At 64.0% G+C, this 18,452-nt stretch carries 21 protein-coding genes; 17 read left to right on the top strand and 4 right to left on the bottom strand.

Features of this window, described 5'->3' with window-relative positions; translation table 11 throughout:
* Positions 1-124: 124 nt before the first annotated feature.
* The 10 genes from Q0L94_RS15330 to Q0L94_RS15285 all read left to right on the top strand — a co-directional run bounded on the left by Q0L94_RS15330 (position 125) and on the right by Q0L94_RS15285 (position 7,334).
* Positions 125-595, top strand: a complete 471-nt coding sequence (locus Q0L94_RS15330; RefSeq protein ID WP_296754884.1) for a hypothetical protein — start codon at positions 125-127, stop codon at positions 593-595.
* Positions 588-932 carry a flagellar biosynthetic protein FliO gene (gene fliO, locus Q0L94_RS15325; protein WP_296754881.1) on the top strand — a complete coding sequence of 115 codons (345 nt, stop codon included), beginning with the start codon at positions 588-590 and terminating at the stop codon, positions 930-932. The genes Q0L94_RS15330 and fliO overlap by 8 nt, the downstream gene beginning before the upstream one ends.
* Positions 929-1,657, top strand: a complete 729-nt coding sequence (gene fliP, locus Q0L94_RS15320; RefSeq protein WP_296754878.1) for a flagellar type III secretion system pore protein FliP — start codon at positions 929-931, stop codon at positions 1,655-1,657. Before fliO ends, fliP begins: the two co-directional genes overlap by 4 nt.
* A complete protein-coding gene (locus tag Q0L94_RS15315; RefSeq protein WP_296754875.1) occupies positions 1,657-1,911 on the top strand; it encodes a flagellar biosynthetic protein FliQ in 255 nt (84 codons plus the stop codon). The genes fliP and Q0L94_RS15315 overlap by 1 nt, the downstream gene beginning before the upstream one ends.
* A 7-nt stretch (positions 1,912-1,918) precedes the next feature.
* On the top strand, positions 1,919-2,668 hold the full coding sequence (locus Q0L94_RS15310; RefSeq protein ID WP_296754873.1) for a flagellar biosynthetic protein FliR: 750 nt from the start codon (positions 1,919-1,921) through the stop codon (positions 2,666-2,668).
* Positions 2,669-2,762: 94 nt separating this feature from the next.
* Positions 2,763-3,653 carry a 4-hydroxy-tetrahydrodipicolinate synthase gene (gene dapA / locus Q0L94_RS15305; protein ID WP_296754871.1) on the top strand — a complete coding sequence of 297 codons (891 nt, stop codon included), beginning with the start codon at positions 2,763-2,765 and terminating at the stop codon, positions 3,651-3,653.
* 27 nt (positions 3,654-3,680) lie between these two features.
* Entirely contained in the window at positions 3,681-4,781 is a 1,101-nt protein-coding gene (bamC, locus tag Q0L94_RS15300) for an outer membrane protein assembly factor BamC (RefSeq protein WP_296754869.1), read from the top strand.
* A 16-nt stretch (positions 4,782-4,797) separates the two neighbouring features.
* The gene (locus Q0L94_RS15295) at positions 4,798-5,556 is read left to right on the top strand and encodes an MBL fold metallo-hydrolase (protein WP_296754867.1); all 759 of its coding nucleotides are present in this window, start codon (positions 4,798-4,800) and stop codon (positions 5,554-5,556) included.
* A gap of 54 nt (positions 5,557-5,610) precedes the next feature.
* Positions 5,611-6,996 carry a DEAD/DEAH box helicase gene (locus tag Q0L94_RS15290; protein ID WP_296754866.1) on the top strand — a complete coding sequence of 462 codons (1,386 nt, stop codon included), beginning with the start codon at positions 5,611-5,613 and terminating at the stop codon, positions 6,994-6,996.
* Positions 6,993-7,334, top strand: coding sequence for a DUF3301 domain-containing protein (locus Q0L94_RS15285; RefSeq protein WP_296754864.1), 342 nt, complete (start codon positions 6,993-6,995; stop codon positions 7,332-7,334). Before Q0L94_RS15290 ends, Q0L94_RS15285 begins: the two co-directional genes overlap by 4 nt.
* A gap of 43 nt (positions 7,335-7,377) precedes the next feature.
* Here Q0L94_RS15285 and Q0L94_RS15280 read toward each other — a convergent pair whose 3' ends face one another.
* The 3 genes from Q0L94_RS15280 to msrB form a co-directional block, all read right to left on the bottom strand.
* On the bottom strand, positions 7,378-8,316 hold the full coding sequence (locus Q0L94_RS15280) for an MBL fold metallo-hydrolase (protein WP_296754862.1): 939 nt from the start codon (positions 8,314-8,316) through the stop codon (positions 7,378-7,380).
* Between the two features lie 262 nt (positions 8,317-8,578).
* Entirely contained in the window at positions 8,579-9,283 is a 705-nt protein-coding gene (locus tag Q0L94_RS15275) for a ferredoxin--NADP reductase (RefSeq protein ID WP_296754860.1), read from the bottom strand.
* A gap of 3 nt (positions 9,284-9,286) precedes the next feature.
* Positions 9,287-9,688 (bottom strand): peptide-methionine (R)-S-oxide reductase MsrB, encoded by a 402-nt coding sequence (gene msrB, locus Q0L94_RS15270; protein WP_296754858.1) that lies wholly within the window; start codon positions 9,686-9,688, stop codon positions 9,287-9,289.
* Positions 9,689-9,997: 309 nt separating this feature from the next.
* On the opposite strand from msrB, the gene Q0L94_RS15265 reads away from it, so the two are divergent.
* From Q0L94_RS15265 to Q0L94_RS15250, 4 genes are all read left to right on the top strand, one after another.
* A complete protein-coding gene (locus Q0L94_RS15265; RefSeq protein ID WP_296754856.1) occupies positions 9,998-10,417 on the top strand; it encodes a rubrerythrin family protein in 420 nt (139 codons plus the stop codon).
* Positions 10,418-10,600: 183 nt separating this feature from the next.
* A complete protein-coding gene (locus Q0L94_RS15260; protein ID WP_296754855.1) occupies positions 10,601-11,932 on the top strand; it encodes a heterodisulfide reductase-related iron-sulfur binding cluster in 1,332 nt (443 codons plus the stop codon).
* A 25-nt stretch (positions 11,933-11,957) separates the two neighbouring features.
* Positions 11,958-12,542: a DUF3501 family protein gene (locus Q0L94_RS15255; RefSeq protein ID WP_296754853.1), complete on the top strand. Its 585-nt coding sequence runs from the start codon at positions 11,958-11,960 to the stop codon at positions 12,540-12,542.
* A gap of 63 nt (positions 12,543-12,605) precedes the next feature.
* A complete protein-coding gene (locus Q0L94_RS15250) occupies positions 12,606-13,817 on the top strand; it encodes a class I SAM-dependent methyltransferase (protein ID WP_296754851.1) in 1,212 nt (403 codons plus the stop codon).
* Between the two features lie 37 nt (positions 13,818-13,854).
* Here Q0L94_RS15250 and Q0L94_RS15245 read toward each other — a convergent pair whose 3' ends face one another.
* Positions 13,855-14,754, bottom strand: a complete 900-nt coding sequence (locus Q0L94_RS15245; RefSeq protein ID WP_296754849.1) for a LysR family transcriptional regulator — start codon at positions 14,752-14,754, stop codon at positions 13,855-13,857.
* Positions 14,755-14,890: 136 nt separating this feature from the next.
* On the opposite strand from Q0L94_RS15245, the gene Q0L94_RS15240 reads away from it, so the two are divergent.
* From Q0L94_RS15240 to Q0L94_RS15230, 3 genes are all read left to right on the top strand, one after another.
* Positions 14,891-15,544 carry an NAD(P)H-dependent oxidoreductase gene (locus tag Q0L94_RS15240; protein ID WP_296754847.1) on the top strand — a complete coding sequence of 218 codons (654 nt, stop codon included), beginning with the start codon at positions 14,891-14,893 and terminating at the stop codon, positions 15,542-15,544.
* Between the two features lie 50 nt (positions 15,545-15,594).
* The gene (locus tag Q0L94_RS15235) at positions 15,595-16,452 is read left to right on the top strand and encodes a pirin family protein (RefSeq protein WP_296754844.1); all 858 of its coding nucleotides are present in this window, start codon (positions 15,595-15,597) and stop codon (positions 16,450-16,452) included.
* Positions 16,453-16,601: 149 nt separating this feature from the next.
* Positions 16,602-18,308 carry a HAMP domain-containing sensor histidine kinase gene (locus Q0L94_RS15230; RefSeq protein ID WP_296754840.1) on the top strand — a complete coding sequence of 569 codons (1,707 nt, stop codon included), beginning with the start codon at positions 16,602-16,604 and terminating at the stop codon, positions 18,306-18,308.
* The last annotated feature ends 144 nt before the right edge of the window (positions 18,309-18,452 follow it).

Raw genomic sequence — 18,452 nt, 5'->3', positions numbered from 1 at the left:
TGCGGCTGCTGGAGCAGCGCCATCTGGCGCAGGCCGCTATTCAGCAGAGACGCATCGAGCAGCGCGCTCACGACGAGCTGGTCGAACTGACGCATCGGCGCGATGCCGGCCGCCGGGTGCGCTGATGCGTCTGCTAGAACTGACGTCCGCCGAAATCGCTTTTCTGACGGCGCATCCCGCGACGCCCGACCCCTTGCAGGCGCGGCTGACCCGCAAGCTCGTCGCGACGCTGGGCGCGCGCCTGCGTCTGCCGGTTCAGGCGGCAGCGCTGGCGCCGCCGGCCGCTGCGGCTGGCGGCGCGCCGGCGACACCCGACTGGCAGCCCGATGCCGCGCTGGCCAGCCTGTGGCTGACGCGCCGCCTCGGCGGGCGGCGCGTGGAGGCGGCGGCGCCCTTCGTGTCGCGCAGCCTGCTGCGCACCCTCGACGCCATGCTGGCGGAGTGCTGGCTGGATACGGCGGCGGCACCCACGCTGCCCCCCGCGCTGATGTGGCACATCACGACTGATCCTGTGACGGCAACGCTCGCCGTGCAGTTGCCGTCTCACACAACCGATATGACGCGCTGGGCGCGGGAGGTCATCCGGCATGGCTAGATTTGTCGCCGCAGGCGCGTTGCTGTCGATTTCATTTCCGGCGTTCGCCGCATCCGGTACCGCCAGCAGCATGCTGACGGTGCTGCTGAGCCTGGCGCTGATCCTCGGCGGATTTGTCGCGGTGGCGTGGTTCGCCCGCCGCTATCTGCCGGGCATGGGGGCGCAAGGCGCAGTCAAGGTGGTGGGAACGACCGCGGTCGGCGCGCGCGAACGCGTGGTGGTGGTCGAGGTCGACGACACCTGGCTGCTGTTAGGCGTGGGCGGCGGCAACGTGCGGCTGCTGCATACCCTGCCGAAGCCCGGGCAGGCGCACTTGCCGGCGGAGCATGCGCGATGAAAACGATCCTGCTGTTGATCGCGCTGGGCCTGAGCGTGCCGGCCGCGGGTGCGGAAACCAGCGTGCCCTTGCTGAGTGTGACGCCCGGCGCGGGCGGACAGGTGATCGGGGTGCCGGGCGCAAGCCTGCCCTGGCTGCTGCTGTTCCCGTTCCTGCCGGCCTTGCTGCTGGCGTTCACCGCCTTCACCCGCATCGCCGTGGTGCTGTTCCTGCTGCGGCAGGGGCTGGGCAGCCACACGGCGCCGCCGAATCTGGTGCTGATGGGGCTGGCGGTGTTGCTGACGATTTTCGTGATGTCGCCAGCGCTGAAGACCATCAACACCGAGGCCTATCAGCCTTATCTCTCCGGCGCGCTGACATTCAACGCGGCGGCCGAACAGGCCGCGGCGCCGCTGAAAAGCTTCATGCTGAGGCAGACGCGCGCCGAGGATCTCGATCTCTTCATCGGCGACGACAAGAGCATTGACCCCAAGCAGGTGGACAGCGTGCCGCTGGCTGCGCTGGCGCCGGCCTTTCTCACCAGCGAACTCAAGACCGCGTTCCAGATCGGTTTCATGGTGGTTCTGCCGTTCCTGGTGATCGACCTGGTGGTCGCCGCCGTGCTGACCGCGCTGGGCATGATCATGCTGCCGCCGCAATTGGTATCGCTGCCCTTGAAGCTGTTGCTGTTCGTCACGGTCGACGGCTGGCATCTGCTGGTCGGCTCCCTGCTCGGTAGCTTCTGATGGAAGGCCTCGCCCGCGACGCGCTGTGGCTGGTGATGCTGCTTGCCGCGCCGATGTTGCTGGCAGGCCTGCTGACCGCATTCGCCATCAGCCTGTTCCAGGCCGCCACGCAGATTCTCGAACCCACGCTGTCCTTCGTGCCCAAGCTCATCGTCATGCTGATCGTGCTGGCGCTGCTGGGCAGCTGGATGGGCGGCCAGCTGGTGGAATTTGCGCGCACGCTGCTGACCGATTTTCCCGTTCTCGTCGAATGAGTGAGGCATGCCCCTGAGCGAAGCGAGTCTGGCGGCCTGGCTGTTCGCCTTCGCCCGCCTTGCCGGATGGGCGGTATTCGACCCGCTGACCGGCCGCCTGCCGCTGCCGCTGCGCCTGTTCATGGCTGCGGTGCTGGCTGCCGTGCTGACACCGGGACTGGCGATCGATGCGGTCGCGCCCTTCAGCGTGCCCGGCATGCTGGCATTGGGGATGGAAGTCGTCTGGGGCGCGGCGCTGGCGCTCTGCGTGTGGCTGGTGTTTGCCGCAGCGACCGCCGCGCTGCTATGGACCGGCCACACCGCGACCGGCGGCCTGCTGACGCTGACCGCCGAGCAGGCCGCCCCGGCGGATGCCGCCTGGCGCGCGCTCGCGGGGTGGCTGGCGGCGCTGGCATTTCTGGGCGCCAGCGGCCATCTGCTGGTCGTCGATGCGCTGCGCGACAGCTTCGCCGCCATGCCGGCTGCCGTCCTGCCCGCTGCGGCCGACCTGCGTCAGCTGGCCGAAGCCGCCGGCTGGCTGTTCGCCACCGGCGTGCAGCTGGCCTTGCCGCTGCTGGCGCTGGCGCTGCTGATCCAGCTGGCGTTTGGCATCGTCGCGCGCACCACGCCGGGACTCGACATGTTCTCGGCCGGGCTGGGGCTGGCCGCGCTGGGGCTGATGGCGGCCTGGGTATGGGCGATGCCGCTGGTCGCGCACGGCGTCGGGCTGGGCATCGAACAGCTGGCCGGCTGGCTTGGCCGGCTCGTTCCGGGATAAAGCCAGGCGTGGCCAGATGGATTAGAATGTTGCGATTTATCGTTAACCCGTCCAGACAACGGCGCGGGCCTGAAATTTAAGCGGCGGAAACAACATGGCAGAAATGAATAGGGCCGGAGGAAGCCTGGTCGCGATCGTCACCCCCATGACGGACGACGGCGCACTCGACCTTGATACACTGCGCAGGCTGATTGATTGGCACATCGCAGCGGGAACGGATGGCATTGTCATCGTCGGCACCACCGGCGAATCGCCGACGGTCAGCTATGACGAGCACTGCCTGCTGATCCGCACCACCGTCGAGCAGGCCGCCGGGCGGGTGCCGGTCATTGCCGGGACCGGTGCGAACTCGACCAGCGAGGCGATCGAACTCACCGAATGTGCCAAACGCGCCGGTGCACAGGCTGGCCTGTCGGTGGTGCCGTACTACAACAAGCCGACGCAGGAAGGCCTCTACCAGCATTACCGGAAGATTGCCGAAGCGGTCGACCTGCCGCTGATCCTGTACAACGTGCCAGGCCGCACCATCACGGACCTTTCCAACGACACCGTGCTGCGGCTGGCCCAGGTGCCGGGCATCGTCGGCATCAAGGATGCCACCGGCAATATGGAACGCGCGGCCGATCTGCTGCGTCGTGCGCCCAAGGATTTTGCGCTGTACACCGGCGACGACGCCTCGGCGCTGCCCTTTATGCTGCTGGGCGGGCACGGGGTGATCTCGGTCACCGCCAATGTGGCGCCGCAACTGATGCACGAGATGTGCGTGGCGGCGTTCGAAGGCAATTTGCCGCGCGCGCGCGAGCTCAACAATAGACTGCTGCCGCTGCACAGCAAGCTGTTTGTCGAGGCCAACCCGATTCCGGTCAAGTGGGTCTGCGCCGAACTGGGATTGATCCGGCCTGCCCTGCGCCTGCCGCTGACCCCGCTGTCTGCCGGTCTGCACGACACCCTGCGTGATGCGATGCGCCACGCCGGTTTGATGTAAGCCCTTTGATTCAGGATCTCTGCCGATATGCGTTTATTCCCCCTGTTTTTGATGCTTGCCCTGACGGCCTCGGGTTGCGGCATCGTGGAATCCAAAAAGATCGATTACAAGTCGGCCAACAAGCTGCCGACGCTGGAAGTGCCGCCCGACCTTACTGCGCCAACGGGGGACAACCGCTATGCGATTCCCGATACCCAGGGCAGCGGCACGGCCACCCTGTCGACCTACAGCCAGGAGCGCAAGGCCGCCCCGAGCGGCACGCAAACCCTGCTGCCCGCGCAGGACAAGGCACGCATCGAGCGCGCCGGCGCCCAGCGCTGGCTGGTGGTGCAGGCGACGCCGCAGCAGGTGTGGCCGGTGATCAAGGATTTCTGGCAGGAAACCGGTTTCATCGTCAACCTGGAATCGCCGGAAACCGGCGTCATCGAAACCGACTGGGCGGAAAACCGCGCCAACATTCCGCAGGACGCGATTCGCCGCACGCTGGGCAAGGTGCTCGACGGCCTGTATTCCACTCCCGAGCGCGACAAGTTCCGCACCCGCATCGAAGCCGGCAAGGACGGCACCGAGATATACGTCAGCCACCGCGGCATGATGGAAGTCTATGCCACCGAGGGCAAGGACAAGACCGTGTGGCAGCCGCGCCCGGCCGACCCCGAACTCGAAGCCGAGATGCTGCGCCGCCTGATGCTGCGTTTCGGGGTGGAGGAGAATCGTGCCCAGACCCTGCTGACCCAGCAGCAGACGCCGGAACAGGCGCGCATCGCCAGGGAAGCCGGGGCTCCGGTGCTGGAGATGGACGAGAATTTCGACCGCGCCTGGCGCCGCGTCGGCTTGGCGCTGGATCGCGTCGGCTTCGCGGTGGAAGACCGCGACCGTTCCAAGGGCGTGTATTTCGTTCGCTACATCGATCCCGATGTCGACAACGCCAGCAAGCGCGACGACGGCATACTGGCTAAATTCGCGTTCTGGCGCAGCAAGAAGGAGCAGACCTCGCCGCAGTTGCAGATCGTGGTGAACGAGGCGGGCGACAAGAGCCGGGTCAACGTCAGCGGGGTCGACGGCAAGCCGGTCGATGCCAATACGCAGAACCGCATCATCAATCTGCTGCATAAAGAATTGAAGTGACGCGGGAAGGCGCGTAATGCGGTTTGCCTGCCTCGGCAGCGGCAGCGAAGGCAACGGCCTGGTGGTCGAGGCCGGATCTACCCGGGTGCTGCTGGACTGCGGTTTCGGCCTGGCCGACAGCATCGCGCGGCTGGCGCGGCTCGATCTGCAGGCATCCGATCTGGCCGGTATCGTCGTCACACACGAACACAGCGACCATATCGGCGGGGTGGGGCGGCTGGCCCGCAGGCACAAGCTTCCGGTGTGGCTGACCGCCGGCACCCTGGCGATGGCGCAGGACCTCGACGGTGTGGCGGTGCAGGTGATCGACAGCCACGCGGCGTTTGCGGTGGACGGCCTGGAAATCCGGCCGTTTCCGGTGCCGCACGATGCGCGCGAGCCGGTGCAGTACGTGTTCGGTGACGGCGATCGCCGGCTGGGCGTGCTGACCGATGCGGGGTGCAGCACGCCGCATATCGAGGCCATGCTTTGCGGCGTCGACGCGCTGGTGCTGGAGTGCAACCACGATGCGGAGATGCTGGAGAGCGGGCCCTATCCGGCGAGTCTCAAGCGTCGGGTGGGCGGCCGTTTCGGCCACCTGGAAAATAGCCAGTCGGCGCTCCTGCTGGAGAAGCTGAAGCACGAAAAACTACAATGCGTGATGGCGGCGCACGTATCGAAAAAGAACAACACGTCCGCCCTGGCGCAGCGCGCCCTGGCCCAGGTGCTGGACTGTGCGGACGAGGACGTGCGCCTGGCCTGTCAGACGACAGGCTTCGGCTGGATCCGGATCTAGCCGGCCGGGCGCCTGATCGAACCTAACCGGACCAGAAATTTCACTGGACAGACTTTGACGACTTTTGCTGAACTCGGGCTGGCGCCCGACATCCTGCGTGCCCTCGATGAAATGGGCTATGTCTCGCCGACGCCGATTCAGGAACAGGTGATCCCCCTGGCCCTGCGCGGAGGCGACATCCTCGGCGCGGCGCAAACCGGCACCGGCAAGACCGCCGCATTCGCGCTGCCGCTGATCCAGCGCCTGCTGCCGTTCGCCAACACCGGCACCTCGCCGGCCAAGCATCCGATCCGTGCGCTGATCCTCACCCCCACGCGTGAACTGGCGATCCAGGTCGAGGAAAGCATCAAGACCTATTGCAAGCACGTGCCGCTACGCTCGCTGGTGGTGTACGGCGGGGTCAACATCAACACCCAGATTCCGATCCTGAAGGCAGGTGTCGAAATCCTGGTGGCGACCCCCGGCCGCCTGCTCGACCACGTGCAGAACAAGACACTGATGTTGACCCAGGTCAATACCCTGGTGCTCGACGAGGCCGACCGCATGCTCGACATGGGCTTCATGCCCGATCTCAAGCGCATCGTCGCCCTGTTGCCGGCGCAGCGGGTGAACATGATGTTCTCGGCCACCTTCCCGGAAGAAATCCGCAAGCTCGCCGACAGCATCCTCAACAACCCCGCCTTCATCGAAGTGGCGCGCAACGCCACGGCCGTCACCATCACCCAGGTAATGCACCCGGTGCATCACGAACGCAAGCGGCAGCTGCTGGCGCATCTGATCAAGAGCCGCGATCTCAATCAGGTGCTGGTGTTCACCGGCACCAAGCTCGGCTGCAACCGGCTTGCCAACGAACTCAACAAACTGGGACTGCATGCCGACGCCATCCACGGCGACAAGACCCAGCAGGAACGCATCAAGGCGCTGGACGCCTTCAAGGCCGGCACCCTGCGCGTGCTGGTCGCCACCGACGTCGCCGCGCGCGGCATCGACATCGAGGCACTGCCCTTCGTCGTCAACTACGACCTGCCGCACAACGCCGAGGACTACGTGCACCGCATTGGCCGTACCGGCCGTGCGGGCGCCCAGGGCGAGGCGATTTCGCTGGTGAGCGAATCCGAGACGCGCTATCTCCGGGATATCGAGAAACTCATCGGCAGCACCCTCGATCCGGTGATCGTTGCCGGCTTCGAACCGGGGGCGGCGGACGTGCCCGCGTATCAGTCGCGTGCGCCGCGCGCGCCTGAGCGTCGCGGCGAACGCGAGCGCAGCGCCCCGCGCGACAGGCCTGCCGCCGTGCGCGATGCCTTGTTCGACGCCCCCTATGTGCCGAGCGATGCGCCGCGGCCCGACAGCGCGCCGGTTACGCTGCGCCAGCCTCCCAAGAAGCAGGTGGCGGCGCTGTTCCGCAGCCCGGTCAAGCCCGACCCGGCAGGGCAGTGAGCTGGGAAATCATCCTGCTGGGATTGTTCGGCGTGGCCGGCTGGTACTGGTATGCCGGCATGCAGACGCGCGAACAGGCTGTCGCCGTCGGGCGGCGCGCCTGCGCCGATGCCGGGCTGCAGTTTCTGGATGACAGCGTGGCCTTGAGCAAGACCCGCCTCGCCCGCAACGGCAGCGGCCAGCTGCAGTTCCAGCGCGATTACCGTTTCGAGTTTTCCGATACCGGCGACAACCGCCGTCCGGGCGTGATCCGCATGCTCGGCGAGCGGGTCGAATGGGTGAGCCTCGACGGGGAATGGCAGCCCGGCCGTGCCGCCAGCGTGACCCGCCTGCACTGATGGTTCCCGGCACCGCAGCCCGCGGGCCACGGTGCATCCGGCTTTATTCCTGTTCGATTTCGAGGATCGCCAGGCTGATCTGCTGCCCCAGGTTGGTATCCCATTCCTCCCAGTTCTTGTAGGCCTTGAGCTTCTCGGCGATAACCGGCTTCATTTCGTAGTCGCTCTGGCCTTCGTCGTACATGCGCCGCACTTCCGCCATCAGGATGTCGAAATAGGCTTTTTGCTCGGCGACGAACTTGCGGTCCCCGGTCTTGCCGTGGCCGGGAACGTAGAGCCTGGCGTTGAGCGCAAGCGCCTGGTCGGTCGCTTTCATCACGCCCTTGAAGGTGCCGTCGCGCATGTTCATCACCTGACGGTTCAGCACGTTGTCGCCGGTGAACAGGGTGCGGTCTTCCACCATTTCGATCATCAGGTCGGTCTTGCTGTGGGCGTCGGTCGAGGAATGGATGCGGAAGGTCTTGCCGCCGATCCTGAATTCCTGACCGTCGGCCGCCTCGACCGTGGGGATTTCCGCGCGGGTGCCGTCGGTGTAGCCGCCGCTCATGTCCGACATCAGCTTGAGCCAGAACTCAGCGGCGCCGTCCTTGGCCTGCTTGATCATGTCGGGGTGGGCGATGATCGTGGCTTGCGGCCATGCTTCCAGAACCGCCTGGTTGCCGAGCCAGTGGTCGCCGTGGACGTGGGTGTTGAACACGTGGGTGACCGGTTTTTTGGTTGACTTGCGCAGCTGCGCCATCATCATGCGGCCGGCCTGCACGCTGGAACCGGGATCGATCACCACGACGCCATCGGCGGTGACGACCCAGGCCGGGTTGTTCATGAAGCCCTGGTTGGCCTTGGACGGCAGGCCTTGCGGGCCGTGGATGACGTAAGTGCCGGCGGCGACCTGCTGCGCCGGATAGGGGCGGACGACGTCCTTGGAGCCCGCCAATACCGGGGTGCAGAAAGCCAGGGCAGCGAGCAGGGGAATGATACGCATGAGGTGTCTCCGTTCAGGTTGAGGGGTTAAACCCGGATAATCCATTAGGCGGCTCTTCGAGCCTACGCGAGCGCTGGCGGCCAGTTTTCGGTCATTTTCGCCGCTTGCTCGTCGTCCATGGAACGACCATGGCCTCCTCGCAACCGACAAAACTGCTCCGCAAACTGCCTCGCCATCATCTCGCGTCCTAATGGATTATCCGGGTTAAACATACACAGTCCGGGTGATTTCTTTAATAGTCGAATCGGGCCATCTGCGGCGGCTACCACCATTTCTCGAAAATGATGCGGCTCATCGGCACGCCCAGATCGTGCAGCAGGGCGCTCATGTCCTCGACCATGCCCTTGGGGCCGCACAGGTAATACAGCGTGTCGTCCGGCACGTCGAGCGCATGCAGCTTGACCGGATCAATGCGGCCGGTGAGGCCGTGCCAGCGGGGATCGGACTGAGTGACGGTGATGCTCGCATGCAAGTTGGAATGTGCCTGAATCGCGGCATCGAGTTCGTCACGGAACAGGATTTCGCGGCTGTCCGATACGCTGTAGAGCAGGTGTACTTGGGTCGAAAGACGGGTATCGCGCACATGGCGGAAGATGGACAGCAGCGGCGTGACGCCCACGCCGCCGCCGATCAGCACCACGTTGTCGCTCATCTCGGGAAGATAGACAAACGGCCCCTGGCCCTGCGATACGCGAACGGTGTCGCCTGTCCGCGCACGCTCGTGCACCCAGCGCGCCACCGGATGCCGTGCGCTGGCCTTGATCGCCAATTCGATTCCGCCCTGATGGAAGGGCGAGGTGATGATGGAATAGCCCGCAGTGTGCGTCATCCCGTCGGCCTCGATGTTGAGGTCTACCCACTGGCCCGGCAAGAAACGGAAGGCGGCATCGGGGATGGCAAGGCGCAGCACGCGGATGCTGGGCGTGGCGGGCGCGATTGCCGTGATCTGCGCATCGAAGATATGCAAGATTCAGTCCTGTTTCTTCTGGAAGTTCAGCGAGGCCGAATTGATGCAATAGCGCAGGCCGGTAGGCGCGGGGCCGTCCGTAAAGACGTGTCCCAGATGCGAGCCGCAGCGGCGGCACAGCGCTTCGACGCGCACCATGCCAAGGCTGGTATCGGCCTTTTCCGCCACCGCATCGGCGTTCAGCGGTTGGTAAAAGCTTGGCCAGCCGCTGCCTGAATCGTACTTGGTGGCAGAGGAAAACAGCGGTTCGCCACAGGCGGCGCAGCGGTATTCGCCGGCTTCGTGATGGTCCCAGTATTGCCCGGTGAACGCCCGTTCGGTACCGTGTTCACGCAGGATGCGGTATTGCTCGGGCGGCAGTTCGGCACGCCATTCGGCATCGGTTTTGATTTTGTCGGAACGCATGACAGTTCTCCATTCAACCGGAAGTGTACCTGCTGGAGGCAGGCCATTGCTGTATAGACACTGAAGCCATGAAGGACTTCTGTCCGTTATGAACCAAAGAGCCTGCTCGTGCAGAATCGTATGCCGGGACAGCCCGATGCAGGCGAGGTTGACAGCGTCATCGCCGCGGGTTTAATCTTCGTTCAGTTATTAGACTTAGTCTAAAAACAGGATTTCATCCGCACACAGGTCTGCTATAAATGGACAGGTGGAGAGGGATGAAGTGTCAGTGCTGCAAGGCATGTCTATGTAAATCAAGGAGATCAGGTTATGCAACTCAAAGGCTCGAAAACCGAAGGAAATCTGAAGGACGCCTTCTCTGGCGAATCGCAGGCCAATCGCCGCTACCTCTACTTCGCAGGCAAAGCCGACGTGGAAGGCTATAACGATGTTGCCGCGGTGTTCCGCTCGACCGCCGAAGGCGAAACCGGCCACGCGCATGGCCATCTGGAATACCTGGAAACCTGTGGCGATCCGGCTACCGGCATGGCTTTCGGACCCACCGCCGACAACCTGAAAACCGCAATCGCCGGCGAAACCCACGAGTACACCGACATGTACCCGGGCATGGCCAAGGAAGCGCGCGCCGAAGGTTTCGACGAAATCGCCGACTGGTTCGAGACGCTGGCCAAGGCCGAGCGCTCGCACGCCAACAAGTTCCAGAAGACCCTGGATAGCCTGGGCGCGTAAACGCAAACAAGCGGGCGGGCAAATGCCCGCCTTCTTTAAAAGCTTTATCCGCGAAGGACGCGAAGGAACGCAAAGAAGGGCAAAAGCGAGACAAGTGCTGGCTGCTTCATGCTTTTGGTTTCCTTCGTGTTCCTTCGCGTCCTTCGCGGATAAATTTTTTTGGTCTTACACACAGATATCACCATGAGCACACGCGAAGGCAACCTCGAAGCCCCCACCCGTCATCCTATCGACTGGAAAAACCCGGATTTCTACAACGAGGACAAGCTCATGCACGAGCTTGAGCGCATCTTCGACATCTGTCACGGCTGCCGCCGCTGCCTGCCGCTATGCACCGCGTTTCCGACCCTGTTCGACCTGGTCGACGAATCGTCGACGCTGGAAGTGGACGGCGTCGCCAAGGCCGACTACTGGAAGGTGGTCGACGAGTGCTATCTGTGCGACCTCTGCTACATGACCAAGTGCCCCTATGTGCCGCCGCATCCGTGGAACCTGGATTTTCCGCACACCATGCTGCGCGCCAAGGCGATCAAGTTCCGGCAGGGCGGCGCCAGTTTCCGCGACAGGCTGCTGTCATCGACCGACGCGATGGGCAAGCTCGCCTCGATTCCGGTGGTGGCGCAAACGGTCAACGCCAGCCTGAAGAACAAGCCGGTCCGCAAGCTGGTCGACGGCGTGCTGAAGATTCACTCCGACCGCAAGCTGCCCGAATACGATAGCGCCAGGTTCCGCTCCACTGCCAGGCCGCGCAGCGACTTCGCGGTGAAGGCCGGCGAGAAAACCCCCGGCAAGGTGGCGATCTATGCCACCTGCTATGTCAATTACAACGAGCCCGGCATCGGCCACGATCTGCTGAAACTCCTGGCGCACAACGAGATTCCCGCCGTGTTGGTGGAGAAGGAAGCCTGTTGCGGCATGCCCAAGCTGGAACTGGGCGACCTCGACGCCGTGGCGCGGCTGAAGGAAACCAACATCCCGCATCTGGCCAAGCTGGCGCGCGAAGGGTATGCGATCCTCACCGCGGTGCCTTCGTGCACCCTGATGTACAAGAAGGAGCTGCCGCTGATGTTCCCCCACGACGCCGACGTGCAGGCGGTGAAGGAAGCGATGTGGGATCCATTTGAATACCTGATGGCGCGCAACGTCGACGGTCTGCTGAAGACCGACTTCAAGCGTCCGCTCGGCAAGGTGTCCTATCACGTTCCCTGCCACCAGCGCGTGCAGAACATCGGCAACAAGACGCGCGACGCGCTGCAACTGGCCGGCGCAACAGTGAACATGGTCGAGCGCTGCTCGGGCCACGACGGCACCTGGGGCGTGAAGAGCGAACATTTCGCCAAGTCGATGAAGATCGGCAGGCCGGTGTTCCGCCAGATGGCCGAGCCGCAGCCCGATTACGTGAGTTCCGATTGCGCGATCGCCGCGCGCCACATCCTGCAGGGCATGGGCGAAACGGCCACCGCGCAGAAGCAGCACCCGATCACACTGCTGCGCATCGCCTACGGCCTGGAATGAATCGTTGAACAAGGAGAATACTTATATGCCGCAGATCACTCGTGACAGCCTGTTGACCCTGGAGGGCTACGCCAAGGTGCGTCCGCAAATGCGTGCCGAAGTGATGGCGCACAAGAAAAACCGCATGGTCGAGCTGGGCGCCCACGTCACGCTGATTTTCGAGGACGAGCAAACCATGCGCTACCAGATCCAGGAAATGCTGCGCGCCGAGCGCACCTTCGAGGATGCCGGCATCCAGGACGAGCTCGACGCCTACAATCCGCTGATTCCGGACGGCACCAACTGGAAGGCGACGATGATGATCCAGTATCCCGACCCGGACGAGCGCAAGATCGCGCTGGCGAAACTCAAGGGGATCGAGAACCGCGTGTGGGCGCAGGTAGCCGATCAGGCGAAAACGTTCGCCATCGCCGACGAGGATATGGAGCGCGAAAACGAGGAGAAAACCTCGGCGGTGCATTTCCTGCGTTTCGAGCTCGACCCTGCCTCGATCGCGGCCGCCAAGGCCGGCAGCCCGGTTCGCATGGGTATCGATCTCGCCGCCTATGCGGTGGAAGCGACGACGCTGGCGGAAAAGACCCGCGCAGCACTGGTGGTGGATTTGGCCTAAAGTCATTAGTCAGGCGGTAAAACCACGACAACAACATGCCGCCGTCTTTGAGAGGAAGGCGCGATGCTGAATCAATTGCTGGTTCATCAGTTGCGGCGGCGGGTGGAGGCCTCGGGTCTGCCGTTTGCCGTCGAATTGTGGAATGGCGAGCAGGTGGGCGCGGTTGCCGAAGCCGTGGTGCGGGTGCGGCTGCATCAGCCATCCAGCCTCAAGGCCATGGCCGACCCCAGTCTGGGCACGCTGGCGCGGGCCTATGTGGAAGGCGGGCTGGATCTCATCGGCGACGTTCGCGACATCCTGGCGCTCGGCGACCGTCTGTGCAACGCCGGCGACTGCGCACCGAAAATCGGCTCGGAGGGTTGGAAGTGGTGGCGCCACACGCGGGCCAGGGACCGCCGGAACATCCAGTATCACTACGACGTTTCCAACGATTTCTATGGCCTGTGGCTAGACCGCCGGCGGATCTATTCGTGCGCCTACTTCAGGCAGCCGGACATGAGCCTGGACGCCGCGCAGGAAGCCAAGCTCGATCACATCTGCCGCAAGCTCGACCTGCATCACGGCGAGCGCTTTCTCGATATCGGCTGCGGCTGGGGCGGCCTGATCCTGCACGCGGCGGAACGTTACGGCGTGCGGGCAGTGGGCATCACCCTGTCGGACGACCAGCATGCCTACGTCAGCGAGCAGATTGCCGGGCGCGGCCTGAGCGGCCGGGTCGAGGTGCGCAAGATGGACTACCGCGACATGGATGAACCGGGCGGCTACGACAAGATTGCCAGCGTCGGCATGTTCGAACATGTCGGGCGTGCGAATCTCGCTGCGTACTTCAACAAGATCATGGATCTGCTCAAGCCGGGCGGACTGTTGCTCAATCATGGCATCACCGCTGCCGCAACCGAATCCGGCGGACTTGGCAGCGGCATCTCCGAATTCATCGACGATTATGTTTTTCCCGGCGGCGAACTGGTGCACGCCGCCGACGTGTTGCGTGCCGCTGCAGGCAGCGGCCTCGAATGCCTCGACGCCGAAAACCTGCGCCCCCATTACGGCACAACCCTGTGGCACTGGGTCACCCGGCTGGAGCAGCATGCCGACGAAGCCCGCCGCCTGATCGGCGAACAGAAATACCGCATCTGGCGCATCTACATGGCGGGTTCGGCCCACGCCTTCGACCATGGCTGGCTGGAACTGTGGCAGGTGCTGGCGGGCAAGAGCGTCGGCGGCGGCCAGCCCAATTATCCGTTCAGGCGGGATTACATCTATCGCGGCGAATGAGCCGCCGGCCATGCGCAGTGGGCCGGCCGGGCGCGTTTCAGGCCGGGCCGCTGCGGTCCCAATAGGGCTCGCCCGCCAGGCGCTCCGCCACGAAGTCGATGAAGGCCCGCACCCGTCTGGAAAGATGGCGCGTCGGCGGATAGACCGCGTAGGCCGAGAGTTCCGGCCAGCGGTGGTCGGCCAGCACCTGAACCAGTTGGCCGGTGCGCAGGGCCGCGTGCAGGTAGAAGCTGGGGTGCATGATCAGCCCTTCGCCGGCAATGGCGGCGCGCAGCAGGAAATCGCCGCTGCTGGACGCCAGGCGGACCGGCACCCGCACGCTGCCGGGCTGGCCGTCCGGGCCGCGGTACGGCCACAGACCGGGCTGCTCCAGATTGCTGTAGGCGAGGCAGACGTGATGCGCCAGTTCGGCCGCGGTCCCGGGGATGCCGTGGCGCGCCAGGTAGTCCGGGCTGGCCGCTAGCGCGTGGCGGATCGGTGCCAGGCGGCGGGCGATCAGGCTGGAATCGGCCAGCGTGGCGATGCGAATGGCCAGATCGAAGCCTTCCTGCATCAGGTCGATCTGGCGGTCGTTGAAATCGATTTCGAAGCGCACCTCGGGATGCTGCGTCATGAATTCCTGGATCAGCGGGGCCAGGTGCAGCAGGCCGAATGAATGCGGCAGCGCCACCTTGAGCCCTCCCTTGAGCGCCTGGTGGGCCTGGGATACGGCGGCTTCCGCCTCGTCCAGGTCGGCCAGGATGACGACGCAGCGATCGTAATAGGCGCGGCCGCTGTCGGTCAGGTTGAGCCGGCGCGTGGTGCGCTGGACGAGGGAGGCGCCGAGGCGCGATTCGAGTTCCGTCAGGCGGCGGCTGACGGCCGATTTGGCCACGCCCAGGCGCTCGGCCGCGGCGCTGATGCTGCCGGTTTCCACCACGCTCACGAACATTTGCATGTCGGCGAATCGGTCCATTTGTTGCCCAATAAAGAACAATGATTTCCAATTTTTGATCTTTATTGTTTGATTTGCAAATCAGACAATGCCTCTACCGGCACCAATCGGGTGTCGGGCCACACAGGAGAGCATCGTCATGCAAGCAAGCCCGAGTCCTTCCACCGCCACCAAACTGCGCGTGCTGCGCGTCGATGCCAGCGCCCGCGACGAAGGCTCCGTCAGCCGCCGGCTCGCCGACCAGATGCTGGATGCGCTGGGCGAACGCATGCCCGAGCTGGCGCTGGTCCGGCGCGACGTGGCGCCGGGTCTGCCGCTGGTCGACGCCGCCTGGGTCGATGCCAACCTGACCGACCCCGAGGCGCGCACCGCAGCCCAGCGCCAGGCGCTGGCGAAATCGGACGAACTGGTGGGCGAACTGATGGCGGCCGACGTGCTGGTGATCGCCACGCCCATCTACAACTTCGGCGTGCCGGCCAGTCTCAAGGCCTGGATCGACCAGGTCGCGCGCGCCCGGCTGACTTTCCGTTACACCGAATACGGCCCGGAAGGCCTGCTGACAGGCAAGAAGGCCTATGTCCTCGCGGCCAGCGGCGGCACCGAAGTCGGCAGCGCCATCGACTTCGCCACGCCCTGGCTGAAATTCGTGCTGGGCTTCCTCGGCATCGCCGACGTCGAGGTGATCGCCGCCGACCGCGGCATGACACGCGGCGACACTGCACGCCAGCAGGCGTCCGAACGCATCGCCCAGGTGCTGGCGCGCGACTGGCCGGCGCTCGCCGAGGCGGTTTGAAATCCGGGTCGAGCCAGACCATCATGCATAGACAGAGCAAGGAGGCTTCCATGAACACGCGCAACATTCGCCAGCTTGTCCCCGCCTTCGAAGTGACCGAAGGCGCCGGGGTCACCGTTCACCGCAGCATCGGCACACCGGCACTGAAGAATCTGGATCCCTTCCTGATGCTTGATCACTTCGGCAGCGACGACCCGGACGAATACATCGCCGGTTTTCCGGAGCATCCGCATCGCGGCTTCATCACCTTCACCTACATGCTCGACGGCCACATGGAGCACCGCGACAGCATGGGCAACCGCGGCGACCTCAAGGCCGGCGGCGTGCAATGGATGAAGGCGGCCAGCGGCGTCATCCACTCGGAAATGCCGCAGCAGACCAACGGCCTGATGCGCGGCTTCCAGCTTTGGATCAACCTGCCGGCCCGCGACAAGATGTCCGATCCGGCCTATCAGGAGTTCTCGGCGGCGGCGATTCCGGAGGTAGCGCTGGATGCGGGCCGGGTGCGGGTGCTGGCGGGCGAATTCGGCGGCGTGCGCGGCGTCATCGAGGACTCCGCCACCGATGTGCTCTATCTCGATGTCAGCCTTGCCGCCGCTGCGCGTTTCAGTCTTCCGCTGAGCGAAACGCACAATGCCTTCGTCTATGTGTTCGAAGGCGCCGCGCGCCTGGCCGGGCAGGAATTGCAGACCCACAGCCTGGCGGTGCTGGGCGCGGGCGATGCGGTGGAAATCGCGGCGGGCGAGGCGGGCGCCCGCTTCATCCTGGTGGCGGGCCGGCCGATCGGCGAACCGGTGGTGCAGTATGGCCCCTTCGTCATGAACACCCGCGAGGAGATCGAGCAGGCGTTCGCGGATTATCGCGATGACCGGCTGGTGCGGGCGCGGGCGGCGATGAGCGGACATTGAATGGCGCACGTGCAAGATCCGAGGCAGCCGCAACGGCAATAACGCCGGGGAGTTTGCTGGCCCATCCGGCTGCCGCGTGCCCCAAAGATTCAACAACCGAATGCCGCTTGCATGGCCACACCACGGTATTGCAGTAGCATAGTGCCATCATGCACGAAACCCTCCAGCACCGCAGCCTCCCCGGACCCAGGGGTATGGCGGGCGTCCCCGATTTGATCCGGCGAGGTGCCGGCATTCTGCCGGACAGTCTTACGTTCCGCGCCGTGGCCGGTCTTCTGGCCATACTGGCCATGATATGGGCAGTCATGTTTTATGGGATCGACGGCTTCGTCAGCCAGCAATTCAGCCGGTTGCACAATGAGCGTGTGGCCACTCAGAACAGCCAGATTCAACAATTGATCCAGGATGAGCTCACCACCTATGAGGCGCTAGCCCAGCTTGTGGTGACCGACTCCGATTTACGGCAAAGCGCGCAATACCATTTTTACCTGGACGGGGAGGCCGTGGCCTTGCGGGCGGACCTCAATCGCATAGCCAAGGCGTTTCGCCTGGAGTGGCTTGCAGTATGGGACACCTCTGGCAGACTCGTTGCGGCGGGCAATGAAACGCTGGCCCATATGCCTAAAAATAATCAGACGGCTCTCAAGCCTTGGGCTTCCCTGGCCTGGATCGATGAAAAACTCTGGGTGATTTCCTCCACGCCGATCATCGTCGGCGACGACATTATCGGCTGGGTTCAACTGGGCCGTCAGACCAGCACGCGGGGGGGCGCGACCATTCTGTCCGACGAGCGTCTGACCCTGCATCCGGTTCAGTCCGGCAGGCCGCAGCCGCCATCGTCGATACGCATTCCGGTCTGGTCTCCGGGAAACGACATCCAGGCACTCGATATCGTCGTCGCCGATCCGGCACGCGAGGTGCTGGCGCACACCAAGCGGCTGATTGTATTGACCCTCCTGGCTAGCGCCGTGCTGCTTGCTCTTGCCATCGCGATTTACCTGCACCGCGTGTTGACGCCGGTCAGGCAATTGACCGCGGCGGTCGGCCAGTTACCGGAACAGATCAAGACGGATCAGCTCAATCTCCTGAAAATTGGTGGTCATGGAGAGGTTCGGCAACTGGTCAATGCCTTCAACGATATGATTCGCCATCTGTCACGCCTGCGACAGATGGAAGCCGAGATGCATGCCCAGGAAAAGCTGTCCGCGGTGGGAAGGGTGGCAATGAGGGTGGCGCATGATCTGAACAACCCGATGACGGTGATCAAGAACACCGCCCATCTGTTGAGGCCGGAGTTCGTCAACCAGCCCGAGGTGCTTGCAGAGATCGACCTCATCCTGCACTACTGCACCCGCTGTACTTCCACCATCGACAATCTGCTGCGTTTTGGCAAGCCTGCCAAGCTGAAGATAGAAACCATCGAGCTCGGTGCTTGCATGCTTGCCTACCAGGAAAGACGGCAGCATCTGAATTACGAGACGAAGATCAACCTGATCTTCCAGCCGGGCGGCCCCTATTTCACCCGGGGCGACCGCTATCAGCTCGAGCAGATGGTTGACAACCTTCTGGACAATGCCTTCGAGGCCAATGGCAATCAGGTTGTCGAGGTGGTCATCGGGGCCGATCCGGACGGCCGGTATTTCATTCGATTCACCGACTACGGCAAGGGCTTCAAGGATGACGAGGCTGACAAGGCGTTCGAGCTGTTCTTCACGACCAAGCAGACCGGAACGGGCCTTGGGCTCTCAAATTCATGTGCCATTGCGCAGGCGCACGGCGGCGAGATCCGGATCACGGATGCCACTAACGGCGGCATCACGGTATGGCTCAAGCCTAGTGTCGTGACTCAGAAATAGGGGGACGTAATGAAACGGATGGATTTTTTCGCAGGGCAAGGCGCGAGGAGGCGACATAGCCGGCTCTATGGCAACGACGAGCAACGCCGCCATGCGGAAAAAGACGCCGTTTCATGTTGCGATATTTCTGAGTCACGACACTAG

This window comes from Thiobacillus sp., assembly GCF_024708915.1.
This window is presented reverse-complemented; position numbering and strand designations above follow the sequence as displayed.